At 70.2% G+C, this 18333-nt stretch carries 15 protein-coding genes and 2 tRNA genes; 3 read left to right on the top strand and 14 right to left on the bottom strand.

What is annotated here, in order from left to right; translation table 11 throughout:
* Positions 1 to 4: 4 nt before the first annotated feature.
* The 6 genes from G515_RS23330 to G515_RS0110890 all read right to left on the bottom strand — a co-directional run bounded on the left by G515_RS23330 (position 5) and on the right by G515_RS0110890 (position 7363).
* A complete protein-coding gene (locus tag G515_RS23330) occupies positions 5 to 667 on the bottom strand; it encodes a hypothetical protein (protein ID WP_028660166.1) in 663 nt (220 codons plus the stop codon).
* Positions 668 to 1261: 594 nt separating this feature from the next.
* A complete protein-coding gene (locus tag G515_RS20855) occupies positions 1262 to 2194 on the bottom strand; it encodes a TerC/Alx family metal homeostasis membrane protein (RefSeq protein WP_036555402.1) in 933 nt (310 codons plus the stop codon).
* 213 nt (positions 2195 to 2407) lie between these two features.
* Entirely contained in the window at positions 2408 to 3052 is a 645-nt protein-coding gene (locus G515_RS0110905; RefSeq protein ID WP_036555399.1) for an MBL fold metallo-hydrolase, read from the bottom strand.
* Entirely contained in the window at positions 3052 to 4164 is a 1113-nt protein-coding gene (locus tag G515_RS0110900) for an S-(hydroxymethyl)mycothiol dehydrogenase (RefSeq protein ID WP_028660164.1), read from the bottom strand. The genes G515_RS0110905 and G515_RS0110900 overlap by 1 nt, the downstream gene beginning before the upstream one ends.
* A gap of 160 nt (positions 4165 to 4324) precedes the next feature.
* Positions 4325 to 6169, bottom strand: a complete 1845-nt coding sequence (locus G515_RS0110895; protein WP_028660163.1) for a phosphoenolpyruvate carboxykinase (GTP) — start codon at positions 6167 to 6169, stop codon at positions 4325 to 4327.
* Between the two features lie 306 nt (positions 6170 to 6475).
* Positions 6476 to 7363, bottom strand: coding sequence for a 3-hydroxybutyryl-CoA dehydrogenase (locus G515_RS0110890; protein WP_036555395.1), 888 nt, complete (start codon positions 7361 to 7363; stop codon positions 6476 to 6478).
* 181 nt (positions 7364 to 7544) lie between these two features.
* Between G515_RS0110890 and G515_RS20850 the strand changes: the two genes are divergently transcribed.
* The gene (locus G515_RS20850) at positions 7545 to 8084 is read left to right on the top strand and encodes a potassium channel family protein (RefSeq protein WP_051218242.1); all 540 of its coding nucleotides are present in this window, start codon (positions 7545 to 7547) and stop codon (positions 8082 to 8084) included.
* Positions 8085 to 8169: 85 nt separating this feature from the next.
* Positions 8170 to 9465: an aspartate aminotransferase family protein gene (locus tag G515_RS0110880; RefSeq protein ID WP_028660161.1), complete on the top strand. Its 1296-nt coding sequence runs from the start codon at positions 8170 to 8172 to the stop codon at positions 9463 to 9465.
* A 30-nt stretch (positions 9466 to 9495) separates the two neighbouring features.
* On the opposite strand, the gene G515_RS0110875 is transcribed toward G515_RS0110880, so the two are convergent.
* The 4 genes from G515_RS0110875 to G515_RS0110860 all read right to left on the bottom strand — a co-directional run bounded on the left by G515_RS0110875 (position 9496) and on the right by G515_RS0110860 (position 13123).
* The gene (locus tag G515_RS0110875) at positions 9496 to 10356 is read right to left on the bottom strand and encodes an alpha/beta hydrolase (protein WP_051218240.1); all 861 of its coding nucleotides are present in this window, start codon (positions 10354 to 10356) and stop codon (positions 9496 to 9498) included.
* Between the two features lie 140 nt (positions 10357 to 10496).
* A complete protein-coding gene (locus G515_RS0110870; protein WP_245565350.1) occupies positions 10497 to 11909 on the bottom strand; it encodes a sulfatase-like hydrolase/transferase in 1413 nt (470 codons plus the stop codon).
* A 117-nt stretch (positions 11910 to 12026) separates the two neighbouring features.
* On the bottom strand, positions 12027 to 12815 hold the full coding sequence (locus G515_RS0110865) for an acyl-CoA thioesterase domain-containing protein (RefSeq protein ID WP_028660158.1): 789 nt from the start codon (positions 12813 to 12815) through the stop codon (positions 12027 to 12029).
* Between the two features lie 235 nt (positions 12816 to 13050).
* Positions 13051 to 13123 (bottom strand) — tRNA-Arg (locus tag G515_RS0110860).
* Between the two features lie 151 nt (positions 13124 to 13274).
* Between G515_RS0110860 and G515_RS0110855 the strand changes: the two genes are divergently transcribed.
* Positions 13275 to 14288, top strand: coding sequence for a phospholipase D-like domain-containing protein (locus G515_RS0110855; protein WP_036555616.1), 1014 nt, complete (start codon positions 13275 to 13277; stop codon positions 14286 to 14288).
* A 54-nt stretch (positions 14289 to 14342) separates the two neighbouring features.
* Here the strand turns inward: G515_RS0110855 and G515_RS23920 are convergent, their stop codons facing one another.
* The 4 genes from G515_RS23920 to G515_RS0110835 form a co-directional block, all read right to left on the bottom strand.
* On the bottom strand, positions 14343 to 14474 hold the full coding sequence (locus G515_RS23920) for a hypothetical protein (protein ID WP_281168302.1): 132 nt from the start codon (positions 14472 to 14474) through the stop codon (positions 14343 to 14345).
* 172 nt (positions 14475 to 14646) lie between these two features.
* The gene (locus tag G515_RS20845) at positions 14647 to 17334 is read right to left on the bottom strand and encodes a DUF4153 domain-containing protein (protein ID WP_051218238.1); all 2688 of its coding nucleotides are present in this window, start codon (positions 17332 to 17334) and stop codon (positions 14647 to 14649) included.
* A gap of 43 nt (positions 17335 to 17377) precedes the next feature.
* Entirely contained in the window at positions 17378 to 18073 is a 696-nt protein-coding gene (locus tag G515_RS0110840; RefSeq protein WP_028660156.1) for a response regulator transcription factor, read from the bottom strand.
* A 166-nt stretch (positions 18074 to 18239) separates the two neighbouring features.
* Positions 18240 to 18333: transfer RNA gene (locus G515_RS0110835), tRNA-Ser, on the bottom strand.

Below are 18333 nucleotides of genomic sequence, written 5' to 3'. Positions count from 1 at the left end.
TCGGTCAGCCGTCCAGCAGAAGATCGGTGTACATGTCGAAGGTGCTGTAGGTCAGGTATTCGTCCGCGACGCTGTCCGGCACGGAGCTGTACGCCGTCACCCAGGCGAGCAGCACCTTGTTACCCACCACCTGCGCGCGCCACTTCCCGAAGCTCCACTCAGGTAGGTAGGTCGACTCGCGCATGGCGAAGTCTTCCTCGGCCATGTTGTTGCCGGCCTTGCGCGCCTGCTTCTTCGTGTCGAACACCAGCACCGCCCGCGTCATCTGGAGACGGTCGTCGCGGGCCTTGTAGGTCCACTCGACGGCGTAGTCGCAGCCCTGCGAGGTGAGGTTGCCGTCCTTCTCGATCGGCACGCAACTGTCGTGGTTCCACCAGTCGTCGATCTTCGCGCGCAGCTTGGTGTTGCCGTACTGCGTGGAGAAGTCGCCCCCGAAGTCCTTGGCCCGGATCTTCTCCGGCTGGGGCGGCGTCGTGGGGGTCGGAGTCGGAGTCGGAGTGGGGGTCGGAGTGGGGGTGGGGGTCGGCGTGGGAGTGGGGGTGGGCGTCGGGGCGGCGCTGCTGCTCCGACCGACCGGCCCCGCCACCGGGTCCTCGTCCTGGCCCGTCCACATCAGCACGGAGAGTGCCAGCGCGGCCACCAGGATCAGAGCGGAGGATCCGACCATGGCGAGGATCGCGCCGGTACGCCGTCGCGGGCCCGCGACCCGGGTCGACCCGGTCGCAGCCGGTCCAGGGATCGCGGAGTACGTCGGGACGGCGTACCCACCGCCGTGCCCGGGCCGCGTCGCCTGGGGCGCTGGGCTCTGCGGCCACCCCTGGTGGGGCGGACTCTGCGGCAGGCCCTGAGGCGGAGGACTCTGAGGCGGCGGGCTCTGTGGCGGAGGACCCTGGGGTGGTGGACCCTGGGGTGGTCTCCCGCCGGGAGCGCGGCCGACCGCCCGGGTGTGGTCCTGATCCGGGTCAGGGAACGGCGGCTGCTCACTCATGGCCGGTGCGGCTCCTCGATCATTCCGGCTGGGACACCGGCGGGCGGTACTCGTCGGGTCCTTCCCCCGAACGCGCGGGTTCAATCATCACCCATCCCTCCGCCCGCGCCACACCCAGCGCCACGCCTCAACGCCACGGCTCAACGGCGTGGTCAGCTCAGCGGCGTGGGGGCTCGGCGCCAAGGACCTGACCCCGGCGCCGGCACACGGCCGGCGCCGGGGTCAGCTCACCGGTTCAGATCACCGGTTGAGTTCACCGGGTCAGCCCCAGGCTCAGCGCTGGGACTCCTCGAGGGCGGATTCCTCCGCAGCACGCTCGGCCCGCTTGGAGGCGATCAGGCTGGTCGTCACCGTGATCGCCAGGATCCCGACGATCACGCCCAGGGAGAGCTGGGTGGAGATCTCCGGGACAGAGTCCCAGTGCATGTGCCCCCAGTGCAGGCCGAGCTTCGCGCCGATGAAGACCAGGATCGCGGCCAGGCCGTAGCTGAGGTGGACCAGCTTGGAGAGGGCACCCTCGAGCACGAAGTAGAGCGCCCGGAGGCCCAGCAGCGCGAACGCGTTGGTGACGAAGACGAGGTACGGGTCACCGGTGATTCCGTACACCGCCGGCACCGAGTCGATGGCGAAGACGATGTCGGTGGCGAAGACGGCCAGGACGACGATGGCGAACGGCTTCAGCCCGATCTTGCGGCCCCACCGGACCGCCCACATCTTCTCCGGGTCGACCTCCTGCTCATGCCCCTTCAGGGCGTCGCGGAGCAATTTCAGTCCGGTGATGAGCAGGATCGCGCCGAAGACCAGGAAGACGGCGTCCCACCGGGACAGGGCGGCAGCGCCGAGGGCGATGAAGACGCCTCGGAGGACCAGGGCGCCGATGATGCCGAAGAGCAGCACCTTCTGCTGCTGCGCGCGGGGTACGGCGAAGGCCGCCAGGAGCAGCATGAAGACGAACAGGTTGTCGACACTGAGCGACTTCTCGACCACGTAGCCGGTGTAGTACTGCGATCCGATCTCGCCGCCGTGTTGGGCGACCACCCAGACACCGAAGAGCAGCGGGAGTGCGATGTAGAACAGCGACCAACCGATCGCCTCCTTCATCGATACCTCGTGCGGTTTACGGGTGAGCAGGAAGTCGAGCGCCAGCAACGCCGCGACGGCGGCCAGCGTGATCGCCCAGAGGGTGGGCGTGCCGATGGTTTCCACAGGGTCTCCTCAGACAGAAAAGCGTCTGAGGTCTCCCTCACCCGCGATACGGGCGCCGCTCCGGGACGGCCATCGGGTCGTCGTACTGACCGGAGCGAACTTGATGAGGTACTCCCCTCTGGGCCGAACAGTACCTGACCATCGGTGCGCCTGTACATCTGCGCCGACCCGACCGCTTCGGTCGAGTCGGCGCAGAGGTACGGCGCCCGAGCCTCACCAGGAGGCGGAACGATCCTTCTCGGCACCGATGGTGGTGTCATCGCCGTGCCCGGTGTGTACGACGGTGTCGGGGGGCAGGTCGAACAGCCCGGCCCGGATGGAGCCCTCGAGAGTGGACCGGTCCGAGAACGAGCGCCCGGTGGCGCCGGGCCCGCCCTGGAACAGGGTGTCACCGGTGAACACGCAGCCCAGGTCGGGGGCGTAGAGGCACACCGCGCCAGGTGCGTGACCCGGGGTGTGCAGCACCCGCAGGGTCGTGCCCGCGACCGGGATCTCCTGACCGTCGGTGAGGTCGGCGTCCCACAGCTGACCCTCCTCGCCGGCGGGCCCCTCGGTGAGGTGGGTCAACGCCCACAACGGCCGCTCGTCGGGGTGGAGCAGGATCGGCGCGACCGTGCGTTCCCGCAGGTCGGGGGCGACCCGACAGTGGTCGTCGTGGGCATGGGTGAGCACGATCGCACTCACCTTCCGCCCGCCGACCACGGCGAGAATGTCCTCGACCGAGTGCGGGGCATCGATCACCACACACTCCGTGTCATCGCCGACCACCCAGATGTTGTTGTCGACCTGGTGTGTCTCCCCGTCCAGGGAGAAGGTGCCCGAGGTGACCGCATGGTCCACCCGCAGGGTGCCGGGCATCAGAGCACGACCACCGAGCGGAGGACGTCGCCGTGGTGCATCCGCTCGAAGGCCGCCTCGACCTCGTCGAGCGCGATCTCCTCAGTCACGAACGCGTCCAGGTCGAGCCGGCCCTGGCGGTAGAGGTCCACCAGCATCGGGAAGTCGCGGCTGGGCAGGCAGTCGCCGTACCAGCTGGACTTCAGCGACCCGCCGCGGCCGAACACGTCGATCAGCGGAAGCTCCGGCACCGTCATGTCGGGGGTGGGTACGCCGACCAGCACCAGGACGCCGGCGAGGTCGCGGGCGTAGAAGGCCTGCTTCCAGGTCTCCGGACGGCCGACCGCCTCGATCACCACGTCGGCGCCCTCGGCACCGTCGTAGGTCTGCGCGCAGATCTCCTTGATCGCCTCCACAGGGTCGACCTGGGAGGAGTCGACCACGTGGGTGGCACCGTTCGCCTTGGCGATCTCCAGCTTCTTCGCGTCGATGTCGACGGCGATGATCGGTGACGCCCCCGCCAGCGCCGAGCCGGCGATCGCAGCCACACCGACGCCGCCACACCCGATCACGGCCACCGACTTGCCGCGGGTGACCGCCCCGGTGTTGATCGCGGCACCCAGGCCGGCCATCACACCGCAGCCGAGCAGGCCCACCGCCGCCGGCCGCGCCTCGGGGTCGACCTTGGTGCACTGCCCCGCAGCGACCAGGGTCTTCTCCGCGAACGCACCGATCCCCAGCGCGGCCGAGAGCTCCGTGCCCGCATCCGGCCCGTCGGCCAGGGTCATCTTCTGGGTGGCGTTGTGGGTGTTGAAGCAGTACTGCGCCTCACCGCGCTTGCACGCCCGGCACTCGCCGCACACCGCGCGCCAGTTGAGGATCACGAAGTCGCCCGGGGCCACCTCGGTGACCCCCTCGCCCACCGCTTCCACGATCCCGGCGGCCTCATGCCCCAACAGGAACGGGAACTCGTCGTTGATCCCACCCTCGCGGTAGTGCAGGTCGGTATGGCACACGCCGCACGCCTGCACCTTCACCACGGCCTCACCCGCGCCCGGGTCGGGCACGTTGATGGTGGCGATCTCGACCGGCTTCCCCTTGGCGCGTGCGATGACGGCCTTCACCTGCTGCATGGTTCCCTCGTCTTCCTGAGTACGTCGTGCGACGGTGCCACCCTAGAAGCCGGAGGTTGGCCGCAGGTCGGCCGGCCCGTTCATCGGACGGAAAGACCGCACGGCCCCGGACCGAGGCGGTCCGGGGCCGTGCAGGGTCGCTCGTGCTGAGCGGGGAGGATCAGGCGTCGCCGGCCTCATCGAGGGCGGCGGCCACGCGGCGGTGGGCCTCCCAGATCGCCTCGGGGAGGCGCTCGAACTGCTCGAGGTGCTGCTTGCGGAAGCCCATCTCCTGCTTCCAGCGGGCGATGTCGATGGAGAGGATCCGCTCCAGGTCCGCGTCGGGGAGGTCGAGACCGGTGAGGTCGAGCTCCTCCTGGGTCGGGATCACGCCGACCGGGGTCTCCTGACCGGTGACCTCGCCCTCCTTGTAGCGCATCAGCCACATCAGGGCGCGCACGTTCTCGCGGTAACCGGGCCACAGGAAGTGGCCGTCCTCGGCATCGCGCTGGAACCAGTTGACGTGCGCGAAGATCGGCTGCTCGGTGGCAGCACCGATGATCTTGAGCCAGTGCGCGGCGTAGTCGCCCTCGCCGTAGGCCAGGAACGGCCGCATCGACATCGGGTCGTAGCGCAGCTGGCCCTCGACGCCCTCGGCGGCGAAGGTGGCCTCGGCACCCAGGGTGAGACCGTCGTACACGCCCTCGGCGAGGTCACCGATGGCCCGGACGAGGGGCTCACGGTCGCGGGTGCGACCGCCGAAGATGATCGCGTCGACCGGCACGCCCTCGGGGTTGTTGTAGCCCTCGGAGGCGTTGGGGACCTTGGCGATGGGGGTCGTGAAGCGGGAGTTGGGGTGCGCCCAGGCGTCGTCCCTCTGCTCCGCCGAGCGGTCGGCGATCCGCTCGCCCTTCCAGTCGATCCAGCCCTCGAGGTCCTCCGGCGGGAGCTTGGTCTTGCCCTCCCACCAGACGTCCTGGGTGAGCTCGTTGTAGGCGACGTTGGTGAAGATCGCGCCCGTGCCCGGGAGGATGGCGTCCATCGCGGTCGGGTTGGTCAGCTCGTTGGTGTCCTTGGCGACACCGAAGACGCCGTTCTCCGGGTTGAAGGCGCGGACCCGCCCGTCCTCGCCGACCCACAGCCAGGCGATGTCGTCGCCGAAGAACTCGACGTGGTAGCGGTCGCCGAGCGCGTCGGGAGAGAGCGTCATCGCCAGGTTGGTCTTGCCCGAGGCGCTCGGGAAACCACCCACGATGTTCCAGGTACGGCCGGACTGCTTATCCGTGATCCCCAGCAGAAGGAACTGCTCGGAGAGGAACTTGCCCGAGGCGCGGCCGTCGTAGCAGGCCTGCCGGAGACCGTGGGCGATCTTGCCGAGCAGGGCGTTGCCGCCGTAGGACGACCCGAAGTGCAGGATCGTGCGCTGGTCGGCGACGGTGGCGAAGAGCCGCTGGTCCTCCGGGGTGCCCTGACCCAGGTTGGGCAGGTCGCCGGTGACGTGCACGGCGCGGACGAAGGAGGACTGGTCGGCCAGATCGTTGATGTGGTCGATGCCGACGCGGGCCATCCGGATCATCTGCTGGACGACGGGGCGCGAGTCGGTCAGCTCCACGCCTGCGGCGTACGCCTCCAGCGGGCTGCCGGCGGGGGCCATCAGGTAGGGGATGACGTACATCGTCTTGCCCTTGGACTGACCGCGCATCCGCTCGGTCTGGGCCGCGACGATCTCCTCGGCGGGCTTCCAGTTGTTGTAGACGCCCTTGTCGTCGGGATTGGAGGTCGCGACGACGGTGCGCTCCTCCGAGCGCGCGGTGTCCTTGAAGTAGGAGCGACTGTAGTAGCGACCCCCGCTCACCGGGAGAAGCTCCCCTGCCTCCAATGACTCCTGCAGGAGGCGGTCGTCGTCGGACGCGCTGACGACCTCGATCCGCTCGGGCTGGGTCACCCCCGCCCAGTACGACACGTACTCACGGACGTGCTCGTTCTTCAGTCCCGCCTCGTCGAGGACGCGGTCCACGTCAACCATTCTGCAGCCCTTCAGTTGCGCGCCAGATGTGGCTGGCACGTTACCTGAATCGAAGAGTCCTACAACATGCGTGGACACCGCACTCCTGAGTCATATCTCACGAGTGACGTTATGGATCGATCAAATCAAGAATGGCCGACCGTGCCGGGTTTTACCGAATGCATTTGGAACGCTCATATGAGGTGTTGACAAGCTTCTCAAACGGTAATAAGAGCTCGACGGGTCCGGCCGTCCGGCCGGGCCCGTCGAGGTTCCGTCCCGCTCCTCGGCCGTCGAGCGCCGAACGCGGATACACACGCGGAAGGATCAGTAGGCGTAGAAGCCGTGCCCGCTCTTCTTGCCCAGCAGCCCGGCGTCGACCATCCGGTCGAGCAGCGGCGGCGGACTGTAGAGCGGCTCCTTGAACTCGTCGTACATCGAGATCCCGATCGCCCGGATGGTGTCCAGGCCGATCAGGTCGGAGAGGGCGAGCGGGCCCATCGGGTGCCCGCAGCCCAGCACCATGCCCCGGTCGATGTCCTTGGCCGACGCATAACCCGCCTCGTACATCCGGATGGCGCTGAGCAGGTACGGCACCAGCAGGCTGTTGACCACGAACCCGGCCCGGTCGGTGGCCTCGATCGGCTGCTTGCCGAGCGCCTTGGTCACGAAGGTCTGCATCCGCTCGAGCGTCGCCTCGCTGGTGGTGAGGCTGGGGATGAGCTCCACCAACTGCATCACCGGGGCGGGGTTGAAGAAGTGCACGCCCATCACCCGGTCGGCACGGCCCGAGATGGCACCGAGCTTCACGATCGGGATCGAACTCGTGTTGGACGTCAGGACCGCGTCGTCCTTCTCCAGGATGGCGCCGATCCGTTCGAACAGGGCGAGCTTGATGTCCTCCCGCTCACTGGCCGCCTCGACGACCAGGTCACGATCGGCGAGCAGGCCCAGGTCGGTGGTGAAGCGGATCCGCTCCATCACCTCGTTGACCTCCTGGCCGGTGATCTTGCCCCGGCTCTCCGCCTTGGCGAGCGAGTCCCGGACCCGCTTCTCGGCAGCCTCGGCGGCGTCCTGGGTGACCTCGACGACGACCGCGTCGAGGCCGGCGCGCGCCGCTACCTCGGTGATGCCCGAGCCCATCAGGCCGCCTCCGACGACGCCGACGGTGGCGATCTCGGGGGCGGTCGGGGTGGCGGGGGTGGTGTCTCCCATGATTCTCCTCTCGACGGTGCCATCATCCTCCCCTCGGGGACGGGCGCAGCATCGGGCGCCGACCCGGATGCCGAGAGGGATGGCCGCCGACGACCCACCTTGCCTCCGAGGCCGGCATCTTCTCGGGCAGGATGGGGCCTCGGGCACGGCCGTGTCCGATCGGCGAGGTAGGGAGGCTCACGTGGACGGATGGAAGCGACTCCTGCGTGGCGTCGTCCTGACCGGTCTGGTCGTGTGCCTCTACTTCGTGGTCCCGCTGCCCGGTGGCGAGGACGTGTCCCTCGCGGAGCGGGCAGTGACCGCCGTACTCATCCTGCTCGTCCTCACCGGCGTGGTGGTGTGGCAGGTGCTCGTCCACGTCGACGACGAGTCCCATCGACTGGACGGCCTGATCCTGGTCCTGGTCGTATCAGTACTGGCGTTCGCGCTCGGCTTCTACCAGTTGGAGCACTCCTACCCGGGCCAGATCCCCGGCATCGCGACCCGGGTGGACGCGCTCTACTTCACCGTGTCCACCCTCCTCACGGTCGGGTACGGCGACATCCACGCGGTCGGTCAGTACGCCCGCGGGCTCGTCCTGGTCCAGATGGTCTTCAACGTCGTGGTGCTGACGACCGCTGCGGGCACCGTGACCCAGCAGATCCGCGCGAACACCAGGCAGCGGGCCCAGGCCCGCCGCGAGCGCGAGACCCCGGAGGGTCGCGGCCCCGACCCGTCGTGAGGGTCGTGCCGTCGCCTGGGCACGGGCCGGACCTATCCGGACCGACACGGATGCGTCACCGGACCGGGAGGTCCACACTCGGACCATGACCACCGACGACCTGCTCAGCCGCCACCGGGCGGTGCTGCCCGAGTGGCTCACGCTCTACTACGACGAGCCCCTCGAGATCGTCCGGGGGCACGGCCGCCGGGTGACCGACGCGGACGGCCGGGAGTACCTCGACTTCTTCGCCGGCATCCTCACCAACGCGCTCGGGTACGACATCGCCGAGATCTCCGACGCCGTACGCGCCCAGATCGACACCGGCATCTGGCACACCTCGACGCTCTACCTGATCCGCCGCCAGGTGGAGCTGGCCGAGAGGATCGCCGAACTGTCCGGGATCCCGGATGCCCGCGTGTTCTTCACCAACTCGGGCAGCGAGGCGAACGAGACCGCGCTGATGCTCGCCAGCCAGGCCCGGCGGAGCACGCAGGTGCTGGCGATGCGGAACTCGTACCACGGCCGGGCCTTCGCCACGATCGGTGTCACCGGCAACCGCGGCTGGTCGGCCAGCGCCCTCTCCCCCCTCCAGGTGAGCTGGGTGCAGGGCGGCTACCGCTACCGCAGTCCGTTCCGCGACCTCCCCGACAAGGAGTACATCGCCACCTACGTCGCCGACCTGCGCGAGGTCATCGAGACCACCACCGCCGGGGACGTGGCCTGCCTGATCGTCGAGCCGGTCCAGGGGGTCGGCGGGTTCACGATGCCGCCCGACGGCTTCTACGCGGCGGTCAAGGAGGTGCTCGACGAGTACGGGATCCTGCTGATCTCCGACGAGGTGCAGACCGGGTGGGGCCGCACCGGCAGCCACTTCTGGGGCATCGCAGCGCACGACGTCGTCCCCGACGCGATGACCTTCGCCAAGGGGCTCGGCAACGGGCTGGCCATCGGCGGCGTGGTCGCCACGGCCCCGATGATGAACAGCCTCGGCGCCAAGTCGATCTCCACCTTCGGCGGCAATCCCCTGGCGACCGCCGGCGCCCATGCCGCGATCGACTTCCTGCTCTCCCACGACCTCCAGGCCAACGCCGCCCGGCTCGGTGAGCGTCTCCGTACCCGGCTCCGTGCCGCGGCCGAGCATTGCCCCGCGCTGGGCGATGTGCGGGGCAAGGGTCTGATGATCGGCCTGGAGTTCGTCTCCCGCGACGGCTCCCCCGACGCCTCCGCGGCCCGGCAGGTCCTCGAACGCACCCGCGAACTCGGTCTCCTCGTCGGCCAGGGCGGGCTGTACGGCAACGTCGTCCGCCTCGCCCCGCCGATGACCCTCACCGCCGACGAGTGCGACGAGGGTCTCGACATCCTGATCAGCGCGCTGGGCGAGCTCGCCGCCGACCGCTGAGTGGCCCGACGCCGGCCGAGACGGTCTCGGTCACGCCACCCGATCGGCCAGGCGGGTGACGGCGGCGACGACGGGGGCGCCGTACATCTGCGGGTCGTTGTGCCCGACCCCGGGGAGGACGACCTCCTCGACGAGGACGGGCACCGTCCGCGCCACCTCCGCGCTGAGCCCCGAGGGCACCACTGCGTCGGCGGTGCCATGGATCACCGTGACGGGCACCGACGAGCCACGCAGGTGCTCGGTCACCGGGAACCGGTCGCGGAGCAGCAGGCGCACCGGCAGCCACGGGTAGACGTGTGCGCCCACCGAGGCCAGGTCGGGGAACGGCGAGCGCAGCACGACCCCCGCGGGCGGCGTCCGTGCCTGCAGGGCGGCCACCACGCCGGTGCCGAGCGATTCGCCGAGGTAGAGGGTGCGTTCCGGCGGATAGCCCAGGCCGGTCAGCGCGGTCACCGCCGCATCGGCGTCCGCCGCCAGACCCTCCTCGGAGGGGCTGCCCGGGTTGCCGCCGTACCCGCGATAGTCCAGGAGCAGGACGGCGAACCCGACCGCGCGGAGGTCCTCGGCGATCCCCGCCCGCCCGAGCCGGTTGCCGCCGTTGCCCGGGGCGATGAGCACCGCCATCCCCCGAGCTCGCCCGTCCGTGGGCGGGGGCACGAACCAGGCCTCGAGGTCGAGCCCGTCCGCGGTCTCCAGCCCCACCGTCCGCGCGCCGTCGATTGCCTCACCGGCCGGCGGCACGGGACTCGCGTCGGGGAAGTAGATCAGCTGACGCTGGAGGTTCCAGAGCACGGCCACACCTCCCACCAGGATCGCCCCCACGACCAGGAGCGCGAGCAGGGGTCGTACGGCACGACGTCCGCGCTGCGTCCCCTGCCGGCCCGGCCCCATCGATCCACGGTAGGCGCCCTGCGATCGGGCTGCCCGGCCCGACGGTCCGGGCAGCCCGACCCCACGACCCGCGGGGCCGACTCCATCCGGAGGTCCGACCCAACGATTGGTTCCGGGCGTCGGGGAGGTGGGTCCGGGTCTCAGGCGTACGCGAGCAGGGTGTCGTCGACCGCCTCCCAGGCCGCTCGGAGCTCCGCGAGGTCGTCCGGTCGGCGCTGGGCGAGCTCGGCCTGCTCCCGTACGTCGGCCCCGAGGTCGAAGAGGTGATCCTGGCCGTCCACCTGGAGGTACTTGAGGTCGCCGCGACGCAGGGCACGCTGCCCGTTCATCCGGAAGAAGAGGTCGTGCTCGGGATACCGCTCTCCGCGCAGCAGGTAGCCGGCCAGGCTCACCCCGTCCAGCGGGTAGGCCGGGTCGGGGGCAGCGCCGGCGATCTCGAGCAGCGTCGCCGTCCAGTCGGGCGTGACCACGGGCGCGTCGCTCACTCGGCCCGACGGAAGGGCGTCGGGCCAGCTGAGCAGGGTGGGTACGCGGATCCCGCCCTCGCCCAGGCCGCCCTTCTGGTCGGTGAAGGGCCACACGTTGGAGAACCGCTCGCCGCCGTTGTCGCTGGCGAACAGGATCACGGTGTTGCCCAGTTGCCCGCTGCGCCGCAGCGCTTGGAGCACCCGACCGACGTTGTCGTCCAGGTCCTCGACCATGGTGCGGTAGACCTCCAACGATCCGCCGTCGGTGTGGAACAGGGGCGAGCGGCCCCCGCTCCCCTCCTTGATCCTGGCGGTGATCTCATCGCTGACGGCGCGGTCCTCGGGCCCCTCCCACGGCCAGTGCGGGGTGGTGTAGTTGAGGTTGATCAGCCAGGGCTGCTTCCGGTGCTGCCCGATGAAGTCGACGACGCGATCGGTGACCAGGTGGGTGTAGTACCCCAGTTCGTCGACCTCGACCTCCCCCTCGTACAGGTCGTGGTCGCCGTTGTTGTTGAGCTTGGAGAAGTAGTCGATGGCCCCGGCGAAGTTGCCGAAGAAGGTGTCCCAGCCGAGCCTGGTCGGGCTGAACCAGGGCAGGTAACCGCAGTGCCACTTCCCGAACAGCGCGGTCTCGTACCCCGCGCCCTTGAGCAGGGTGGCCAGGGTGGGGTGGTCCAACGGGATCCCGTTGGTCTCGGTTGCCTCACCGATCGGCTCCTGCAGCCCGCCCTCGAGTCGTCCCGGGTAGCGGCCGGTGTAGAGGGAGAACCGGGTGGGGCTGCACACCGAGGAGCCGGAGTAGCCGTCGGTGAAGCGGATGCCCGAACGGGCCAGCCGGTCCAGGTTCGGCGTGCGGATCTCCGGTGCGCCGTACGACGACAGGTCCGCCCAGCCGAGGTCGTCCCCCAGGATCACCAGGATGTTCGGCTTGCTGATCGGCCGCCTCGACCTGCCACCCTCGAAGGGTCGCTCCTGGGCCGCGTTGGCCGGCTGCGCGAGGCCGGTCCCGGTGGCCGTCGCGGTCGCTGTTGCGAGACCGGCCGCCAGGAATCCCCGACGTTGGATGTTCGCCATCAACTTCCTCACTTCCTCGAGTGTGTTGATGGACTTTCAACCAGGTGATCGGCCGGCGCGCCAGGGTTCTGATCCCCGCGAGCAGACGACTGGACCCGCGCGCCGCGCCCGCGAGAGTCGCCTGACCCCTCAGCCGCGGACCGGGTTCGCCAGCGCGGTGGTGGTGCAGAAGCCGATCGGACCGTGTCGGTCGTGCAGGGTCGCGTGACCGACCGCCACCCCCGACTCGTGCAGGTGACCGCCGCCCTCCATACCGATCTCCTCGGACCTCGGATTCCTGGTCAGGACCATGGTGATGTCGGCGTTGATGTACTCCAGCCCGCGCTGCCCGGCGTGCACCAGTGGGCTGGTGGTGTCGGCCGCCAGAGCCGCCCGCACGATCGGACTGAGGCACTCGCCCTCCACCAGCGGCCGGGATTCGAGCAGCCACGCCCGACGCCGTCGCTCGCCGGCCTCCTGCCAGTCGCGCAGCGGCCTGTTGTCCTCGTCGAGGATCCACATCGGGAATCCCTTGGCGCGGGGCGGTCCCAGTTCGGCCAGCGGCGGGGCGTCCCAAGCGGGCGTCTGCGGTACGTCGGCGAGCTCGTCCGCCGAATTGCGGAGGAAGACCGCGCTCGCCCGGGCGACGGCACCCACCCCGGGCGCCTCGAGTACGGCGTCGGCGACCCTGATCCGCCGCCCGTCCCGCACCCGGGTGGTGCTCACCGTGATCGGACCGAAGGGCGCGGCCCGGAACAGATCCACGGTCAGCCGGCTCAGCTGGAGTTCGTCCTCGCCGTGGTCGCGTTCGAGGTCACGGACCATCAGTCCGCCGAAGAGACGACCGTGCAGCGCGCCCTCGGTCCACCAGCTCTGGGCATGCTTGCTGGGCACGAACCGGTCCCCCTCGATCGCGAAGAAGGCCTCGTGCTCGGTCATGCGGAACTCCCGGTCTGTGTGGGGACGACGGCGCGGGTCACCCAGGTGGTAAGCGATTGCTTAGCGAATCTTGCTGAGTCCCGCTCGCTCCGTCAATGGCTGCGACCCCACGATGAGGGCGTCACGATCCCCGCCCCACGCCCTGCGGATGGCGGCGCCCGCGGTCCGTCGCGGGCGCCCTCGGAAATGACAACACCGCAGGTCAGCGGAGTGACCTGCGGCGTTGATCGAGCTGCGCGCCTGTAGGGATTCGAACCCCAAACCTTCTGATCCGTAGTCAGATGCTCTATCCGTTGAGCTACAGGCGCTCGTCCTAGCCTCACCGGCACGGACTCGAAGAGGTTAGCGCACCGGGGACCCGGAGCCGAAATCGAGGGTATTCGGACACCACGACCAGGGGCCAACCTCCGCCTCCTGTGCAAGGATGCCCGTCCTACGAGGCAGAGCTCAGGAGTGGTGTTGAGCGGATTCGGACCCGAGCGGCGGTCACTGTTCCAGTCGGCGTGTATCGCACTCTATGAAGAGGCCGCTCGGCGGGGCGGCCTGGACAACGACGACCCCGCCATCGCACCCGAGGGCGAGCAACGGCCGGCCTTCGACCTGCTCGTCGAACTCGGCCTGCTCCATCTCGACGAGGGGTCGGAGCAGTGGCGGCCCACCGATCCCGGCGACATCTCGGCCCAGGTCGTGACCCCGATGAGCCACGAGGCGACCCGGCTGCTGGAGGAGTCGAGCGAGTGGGCCCGCGCCTTCGGCCAACTCAGCCAGGTGTGGCGCCGCTCCCCGGAGAGCTCGAACCGCGGACCGTTCCAGTACCTGCACGGACTGGCGGCGATCGAGTCCTTCCTGGCGACGATCGTCCCCGAATGCCAGGAGGAGATCCTCACCGCGCAGCCACAGGCGGGGCGCGATACCGGCACCAGCTACGCGCGGGCGGTGCGTAGCGACAGCGCGGCGCTGGAGCGCGGGGTACGTCTGCGGACCCTGTACCAGCACAGCGCCCGGCGCAGCAGCGTCACCCGTGACTACGTCGCCCAGGTGAGCGCTCGTGGGGCCGAGGTGCGCACCCTGGATGAGTTCTTCAACCGGATGATCGTCATCGACCGGCAGATCGCGGTGGTGCCCAGCGCCGAGGGGCTGACCTCGGCCCTGGCGGTGCGGGAGCCTTCGATGGTGGCGTACCTGGTCGACGTCTTCGAGCGATCCTGGGAACGGGCCCGTCCGTTCTCCGGATCACCCGACCGATCGGTCAACCAGGACATCGCCGCCGAGCAACGCTCGATGACGATGCGCATGCTGATCGAGGGCCATCCGGATGCCGCCGCAGCGAAGCGTCTCGGGGTCAGCCCCCGCACGTACGCGGGATATGTGGCGGATCTGAAGGATGAGTTCGACGCCGAGACCCGGTTCCAGCTCGGTTACACGATCGGCACCTTGGGGATCGACGGCCGCGAGGACAACTTCGAGGGGTGAGGTCCTCGACGGATCAGGAAGGGATCACGTCCCCGAGATGGACCTGACCCACGATCACCGGTGGTGGCCGAGGATCACCCGAGCACCCCAGCTGGTGTCGGCGTTGGCGGGCGTGGCAGTGGCGGCGATGCCGATGCTGAGAGCAACGGTGGTCATCACGAGGGCGAGGGCTCGGCGGAGATTCATCATGCAGTCCTTGGGTCAGGGAGTGTCCGAAGGGGTCCCCCGATGGACCACCACCAACAGTGTGGCCTGTCCGGCCCGGGACCTCCAGAGCAGAGCCTGGTCATAAACATGCACTGCACAGAGTTGCAGCGGCCGGCGCCCCCGTCGCGGACGTCGCGACCCGGTGCCCGCGTCACCGCTCGGGAGGGCACGTGACGCTCACGGCGAAGGGGACCTCCGCCAGGTCCCGGTCGGCGCGCGAACGGCCGAGGTTCCACTCCAGCCAGTCGTCCTCGGACTGCTCCCTGCCCTGGAGCACGCACGCCCGGAGGTCCTCGGGGAGCTCGGCGAAGACCGGCACCGCGTCGTCGGAGAGGCCGCGCAGGTAGGTCCAGTCCACCCGCCCGACCTCGTCGTAGCGATCCAGGTTGCGCTGGGCCACCCAGGCGTCGGGGTTGATCGCCGCCAGGCCGAGCAACGCGACCACGCCGCTGATCAGCGCGAACCGCGGCAGCCACCCTCCGCGCAGCGCCACCCCGGCGACGAGCACGGCCACCACGAGCAGTCCGAGCCACGCCTCGAAGACGTCGACCAGCACCCGCAGACCGGTGAATCCGTAGGCCTCCTGGTAGACGTGCATCCGGTACAGCGCGGAGGCGACCACCACCAGAGTCTGGAGGCACAACACCCCGAGGGCACCCCGGAGCCAGAACCGGTCCGAGGACGTCGTGCGCGGCGCCTTCCGCGCGGCCGCCCACACGACCATCAGGGTGAGCGCGGTCGCCACGGTGAGCTGGGCGAAGCCCTGGTGGACGTACTCCGCGTAGGTGAGACCCGTGGTCCGCTGCAGGTAGTCGTGGCCCCCGAAGATCACCGTGGCCTGGGCGACGAGGAAGGCCGCGAAGACCCCGACCACGACCAGCACCGGGGCGAGCCACTCGAAGCGCCGCGACACCTCGCGCTGGGCACTCGGCTCGCGGTCGACCCGGGGCGGGTTGAGCGCGAGGTACGCCGCAGCCAGCACGATCCCTCCCACCGCGGCGGTGACGAAGGCTCGCAGCACCGCCGTGCCCGCCGTCAGGTCCGGCAGCAGGTCATCGACCCACTGGGCCAGCAGCGCGTCGGCCGAGACGAACAGGGCGCCGAAGACCAGCAGCCCCAGGACACACCACACCAGAGTGCGGAGCAGTGCCGCGCTGCGACCGAGTCCGGTGAGCCGGCCGAGGGTCCTGCCCAGCCACGGAAGTCCGCGGATCCCGGCCAGCGGCCAGGCCAGGCCGGAGACCACGAACCCGAACGCCGTCCGGGCCCGGGTCACCGTGCAGGCGCACAGCATCCCGCCGCCCAGCAGACAGAGCACCGCGATCCACTCGGCGTCGCGCAGCACGGTCACGGCCGCGAGCAGGACACACAGGGCCACCGAGGTGAGGGTGAACGGATCGCGCCGTCCGCGGATCGCCGCCACGATGACACCGCCGGCGGCCAACAGCACCAGGAAGGTGCCGAGGCCGAGATCCCGGAACGGCAGCACCGCCCCGGCCAGCACACCCACCCCGAGGGCGCCGAACAGCAGGCTGGTGCGCGCCGGCACGTCCCGCTCGGGCCAGAAGTCGCCCAGGATGTCATCGAGGATCGGCGGGGCGGGCACCTGCGCCGCCGTACGTTCGGGCCCTACCGGGGCAGGCGCCGGTCCGGGCGGGGTCGGTGCCGCCGGAGGCGGGTTGGGCGGAACGACGGACATGCTCGGCTCCTCAGGGTGGATCGGCTCGGTGGTGGGCTCGGTGGCGGCGGGAACCCTGTGCGGCGGCAGCAGCGGCAGGTCGACACGTACCCGGGCGCCGCGCACGTGCGGATGCGCCGCCGGGCTGCCGGGGCCGGTGCCGGTGGCGTCGTCCACCGGATCCACGAACAGGATCGAGCCACCGTGCAGGTCGGTGACCCAGCGAGCGATCGCCAGGCCCAATCCGGTGCCACCACCCTCGCCGGCCCCGCTCGGGTCGCTCATGTCGCGCGCGTTGCTCGGGGGCGCACTCAGGGTGCCGAACGGCTCGAAGACCCGATCCCGGGCCGCCGGCGGGACGCCGGGCCCCTGGTCCTGGACCTCCAGCCGATAGCGCTCCCCGACGGCGACCACCGTGACGGTGACCCGGCCCCCGGCCGGGCTGTGCCGGGACGCGTTGTCGAGCAGGTTGGCGACCAGTTGCCGCAGCCTGTCGGGGTCGGCACGCACCACCAGATCCGGCGGTGTGACACGCACGTCGTAGGTGACTTCCCGCCCGAGCGTGCGGGCCTCCGCGACGGCGTCACCGAGCAGGCCGGCCAGCGGCACCGGCCGGGGGTTCAGGGGCACCTTCCCGGCATCCGTCCGAGCCAGGTCGAGGAGGTCCTCGACCAGTCCGCTCATCCGTTCGGCCTGGGCCAACGCGGCCTCGAGGGACTCGCGCGGGGCCACGCCGTCGACCACGTTCTCCAGGACCGCACGCAGGCCGGTCAGCGGCGTACGCAGCTCGTGGCTCACGTTGGCCACCAGGTCCCGGCGCTGCCGATCGACCCCGGCGAGGTCGCGGGCCATCGTGTTGAAGGCCCGCGCCAGCTCGCCCACCTCGTCCCGGGAGGACTCCTCGACCCGGACGGCGTAGTCCCCGGTGGCCATCCGTCGCGCCGCCGCCGTCATCTGCCGCAGCGGGGCGGTCATCCCCACCGCCAGCAGCTGGGTCACAGCCAGCGCCAGCAGGACCGTGACCGGGATGCTCAGCCAGACCGGCACCCCGCTCGCGCTGCCGAGGGTGGCCACCACGACCGTGACCGCGACGCTGGCCGCGACGAGCAGGCCGAGCTTGACCTTGATCGAGGTGATCCCCGCGAGTGGTTCCGCACTCATCGGCGTCCCCGCCCCGAACGGCACCGGAGGCGAGAGCGCCCGGTCATGAGCCGACTCCCGTCTCCAGCGCGTAGCCCACCCCGTGCGCGGTCCGGACCCGCTCCGCGCCGACCTTGGCCCGCAGGCCCTTCACGTGGCTGTCGAGGGTGCGGGTGCCCGAGGCGTCGGACCAGCCCCACACCTGAGCCATCAGTCGTTCGCGGGGTACCACCGCACCCGGCTGCTCGGCCAGGCACAGCAGCAGGTCGAACTCTGTCGGCGTCAGCCTGACCTCCTCCCCCGCGCGCCACACCCTCCGGGCCGGGGCGTCGATCCGCAGGTCACCGAGGTCGACCTCGCGGCCCGGCGCAGCGAGTACGGCGGCCCGCTCCACGCGGCGCAACAGCGCCCCGATCCGCGCCACCAGTTCGCGCATCCGGAAGGGTTTGGTGAGGTAGTCGTCGGCCCCCACCCCCAGCCCCACCAGCACGTCGGACTCCTCGGCCCGTGCGGTGAGCATCAGCACCGGCACCGGCCGCTCGGCCTGGATCCGGCGACACACCTCGTGGCCGTCGAAGCCGGGCAACATCACGTCCAGCACGACCAGGTCCGGCTCGTGCTCGCCGTAGGCCTGCACGGCTCCGGGCCCGTCCCAGGCCCGCACCACGTCGTACCCCTCTGCGGTGAGGCGTTCGGAGACGGCCTGGTTGATGACCCGGTCGTCCTCCACCACGAGGATCCGGCGACTTGTCGATGTCATATGGGAAGGCTAGGAGCGCGAACCTGCCCAAGGCCGGGAGGAGGTGTGGAGGTTCCGTGTAGATCCGGGCGAGTGGCGCGCTACGTCGGGCGCCGCGAGGCCCGGACGCACGAAGACCCCGCCCGGATCGGGCGGGGTCTCGCGGTAGGTCCTGGGACCTCACGACTGGCGGAGGTGGAGGGATTTGAACCCTCGATGGGGTTGTAGCCCCAAACCCGCTTAGCAGGCGGGCGCCATAGACCAGACTAGGCGACACCTCC

Origin of the sequence: Nocardioides insulae DSM 17944 (assembly GCF_000422825.1) — a bacterium.
GTDB classification, from domain to species: domain Bacteria; phylum Actinomycetota; class Actinomycetes; order Propionibacteriales; family Nocardioidaceae; genus Nocardioides; species Nocardioides insulae.
Note: the sequence above shows the minus strand (reverse complement) of the source record. Positions and strands in the feature narration are given on the sequence as shown.

Excerpts from the sequence above, each read along its gene's own strand:
- G515_RS23920 (WP_281168302.1), bottom strand. The coding sequence starts at position 14,474 with ATGAATCTCCGCCGAGCCCTCGCCCTCGTGATGACCACCGTTGCTCTC.
- G515_RS20845 (WP_051218238.1), bottom strand. The coding sequence starts at position 17,334 with ATGAGTGCGGAACCACTCGCGGGGATCACCTCGATCAAGGTCAAGCTC.
- G515_RS23330 (WP_028660166.1), bottom strand. The coding sequence starts at position 667 with ATGGTCGGATCCTCCGCTCTGATCCTGGTGGCCGCGCTGGCACTCTCC.
- G515_RS0110865 (WP_028660158.1), bottom strand. The coding sequence starts at position 12,815 with ATGACCGAGCACGAGGCCTTCTTCGCGATCGAGGGGGACCGGTTCGTG.
- G515_RS0110895 (WP_028660163.1), bottom strand. The coding sequence starts at position 6,169 with ATGGTTGACGTGGACCGCGTCCTCGACGAGGCGGGACTGAAGAACGAG.
- G515_RS0110880 (WP_028660161.1), top strand. The coding sequence starts at position 8,170 with ATGACCACCGACGACCTGCTCAGCCGCCACCGGGCGGTGCTGCCCGAG.
- G515_RS0110875 (WP_051218240.1), bottom strand. The coding sequence starts at position 10,356 with ATGGGGCCGGGCCGGCAGGGGACGCAGCGCGGACGTCGTGCCGTACGA.
- G515_RS0110890 (WP_036555395.1), bottom strand. The coding sequence starts at position 7,363 with ATGGGAGACACCACCCCCGCCACCCCGACCGCCCCCGAGATCGCCACC.
- G515_RS0110905 (WP_036555399.1), bottom strand. The coding sequence starts at position 3,052 with ATGCCCGGCACCCTGCGGGTGGACCATGCGGTCACCTCGGGCACCTTC.
- G515_RS0110900 (WP_028660164.1), bottom strand. The coding sequence starts at position 4,164 with ATGCAGCAGGTGAAGGCCGTCATCGCACGCGCCAAGGGGAAGCCGGTC.
- G515_RS0110840 (WP_028660156.1), bottom strand. The coding sequence starts at position 18,073 with ATGACATCGACAAGTCGCCGGATCCTCGTGGTGGAGGACGACCGGGTC.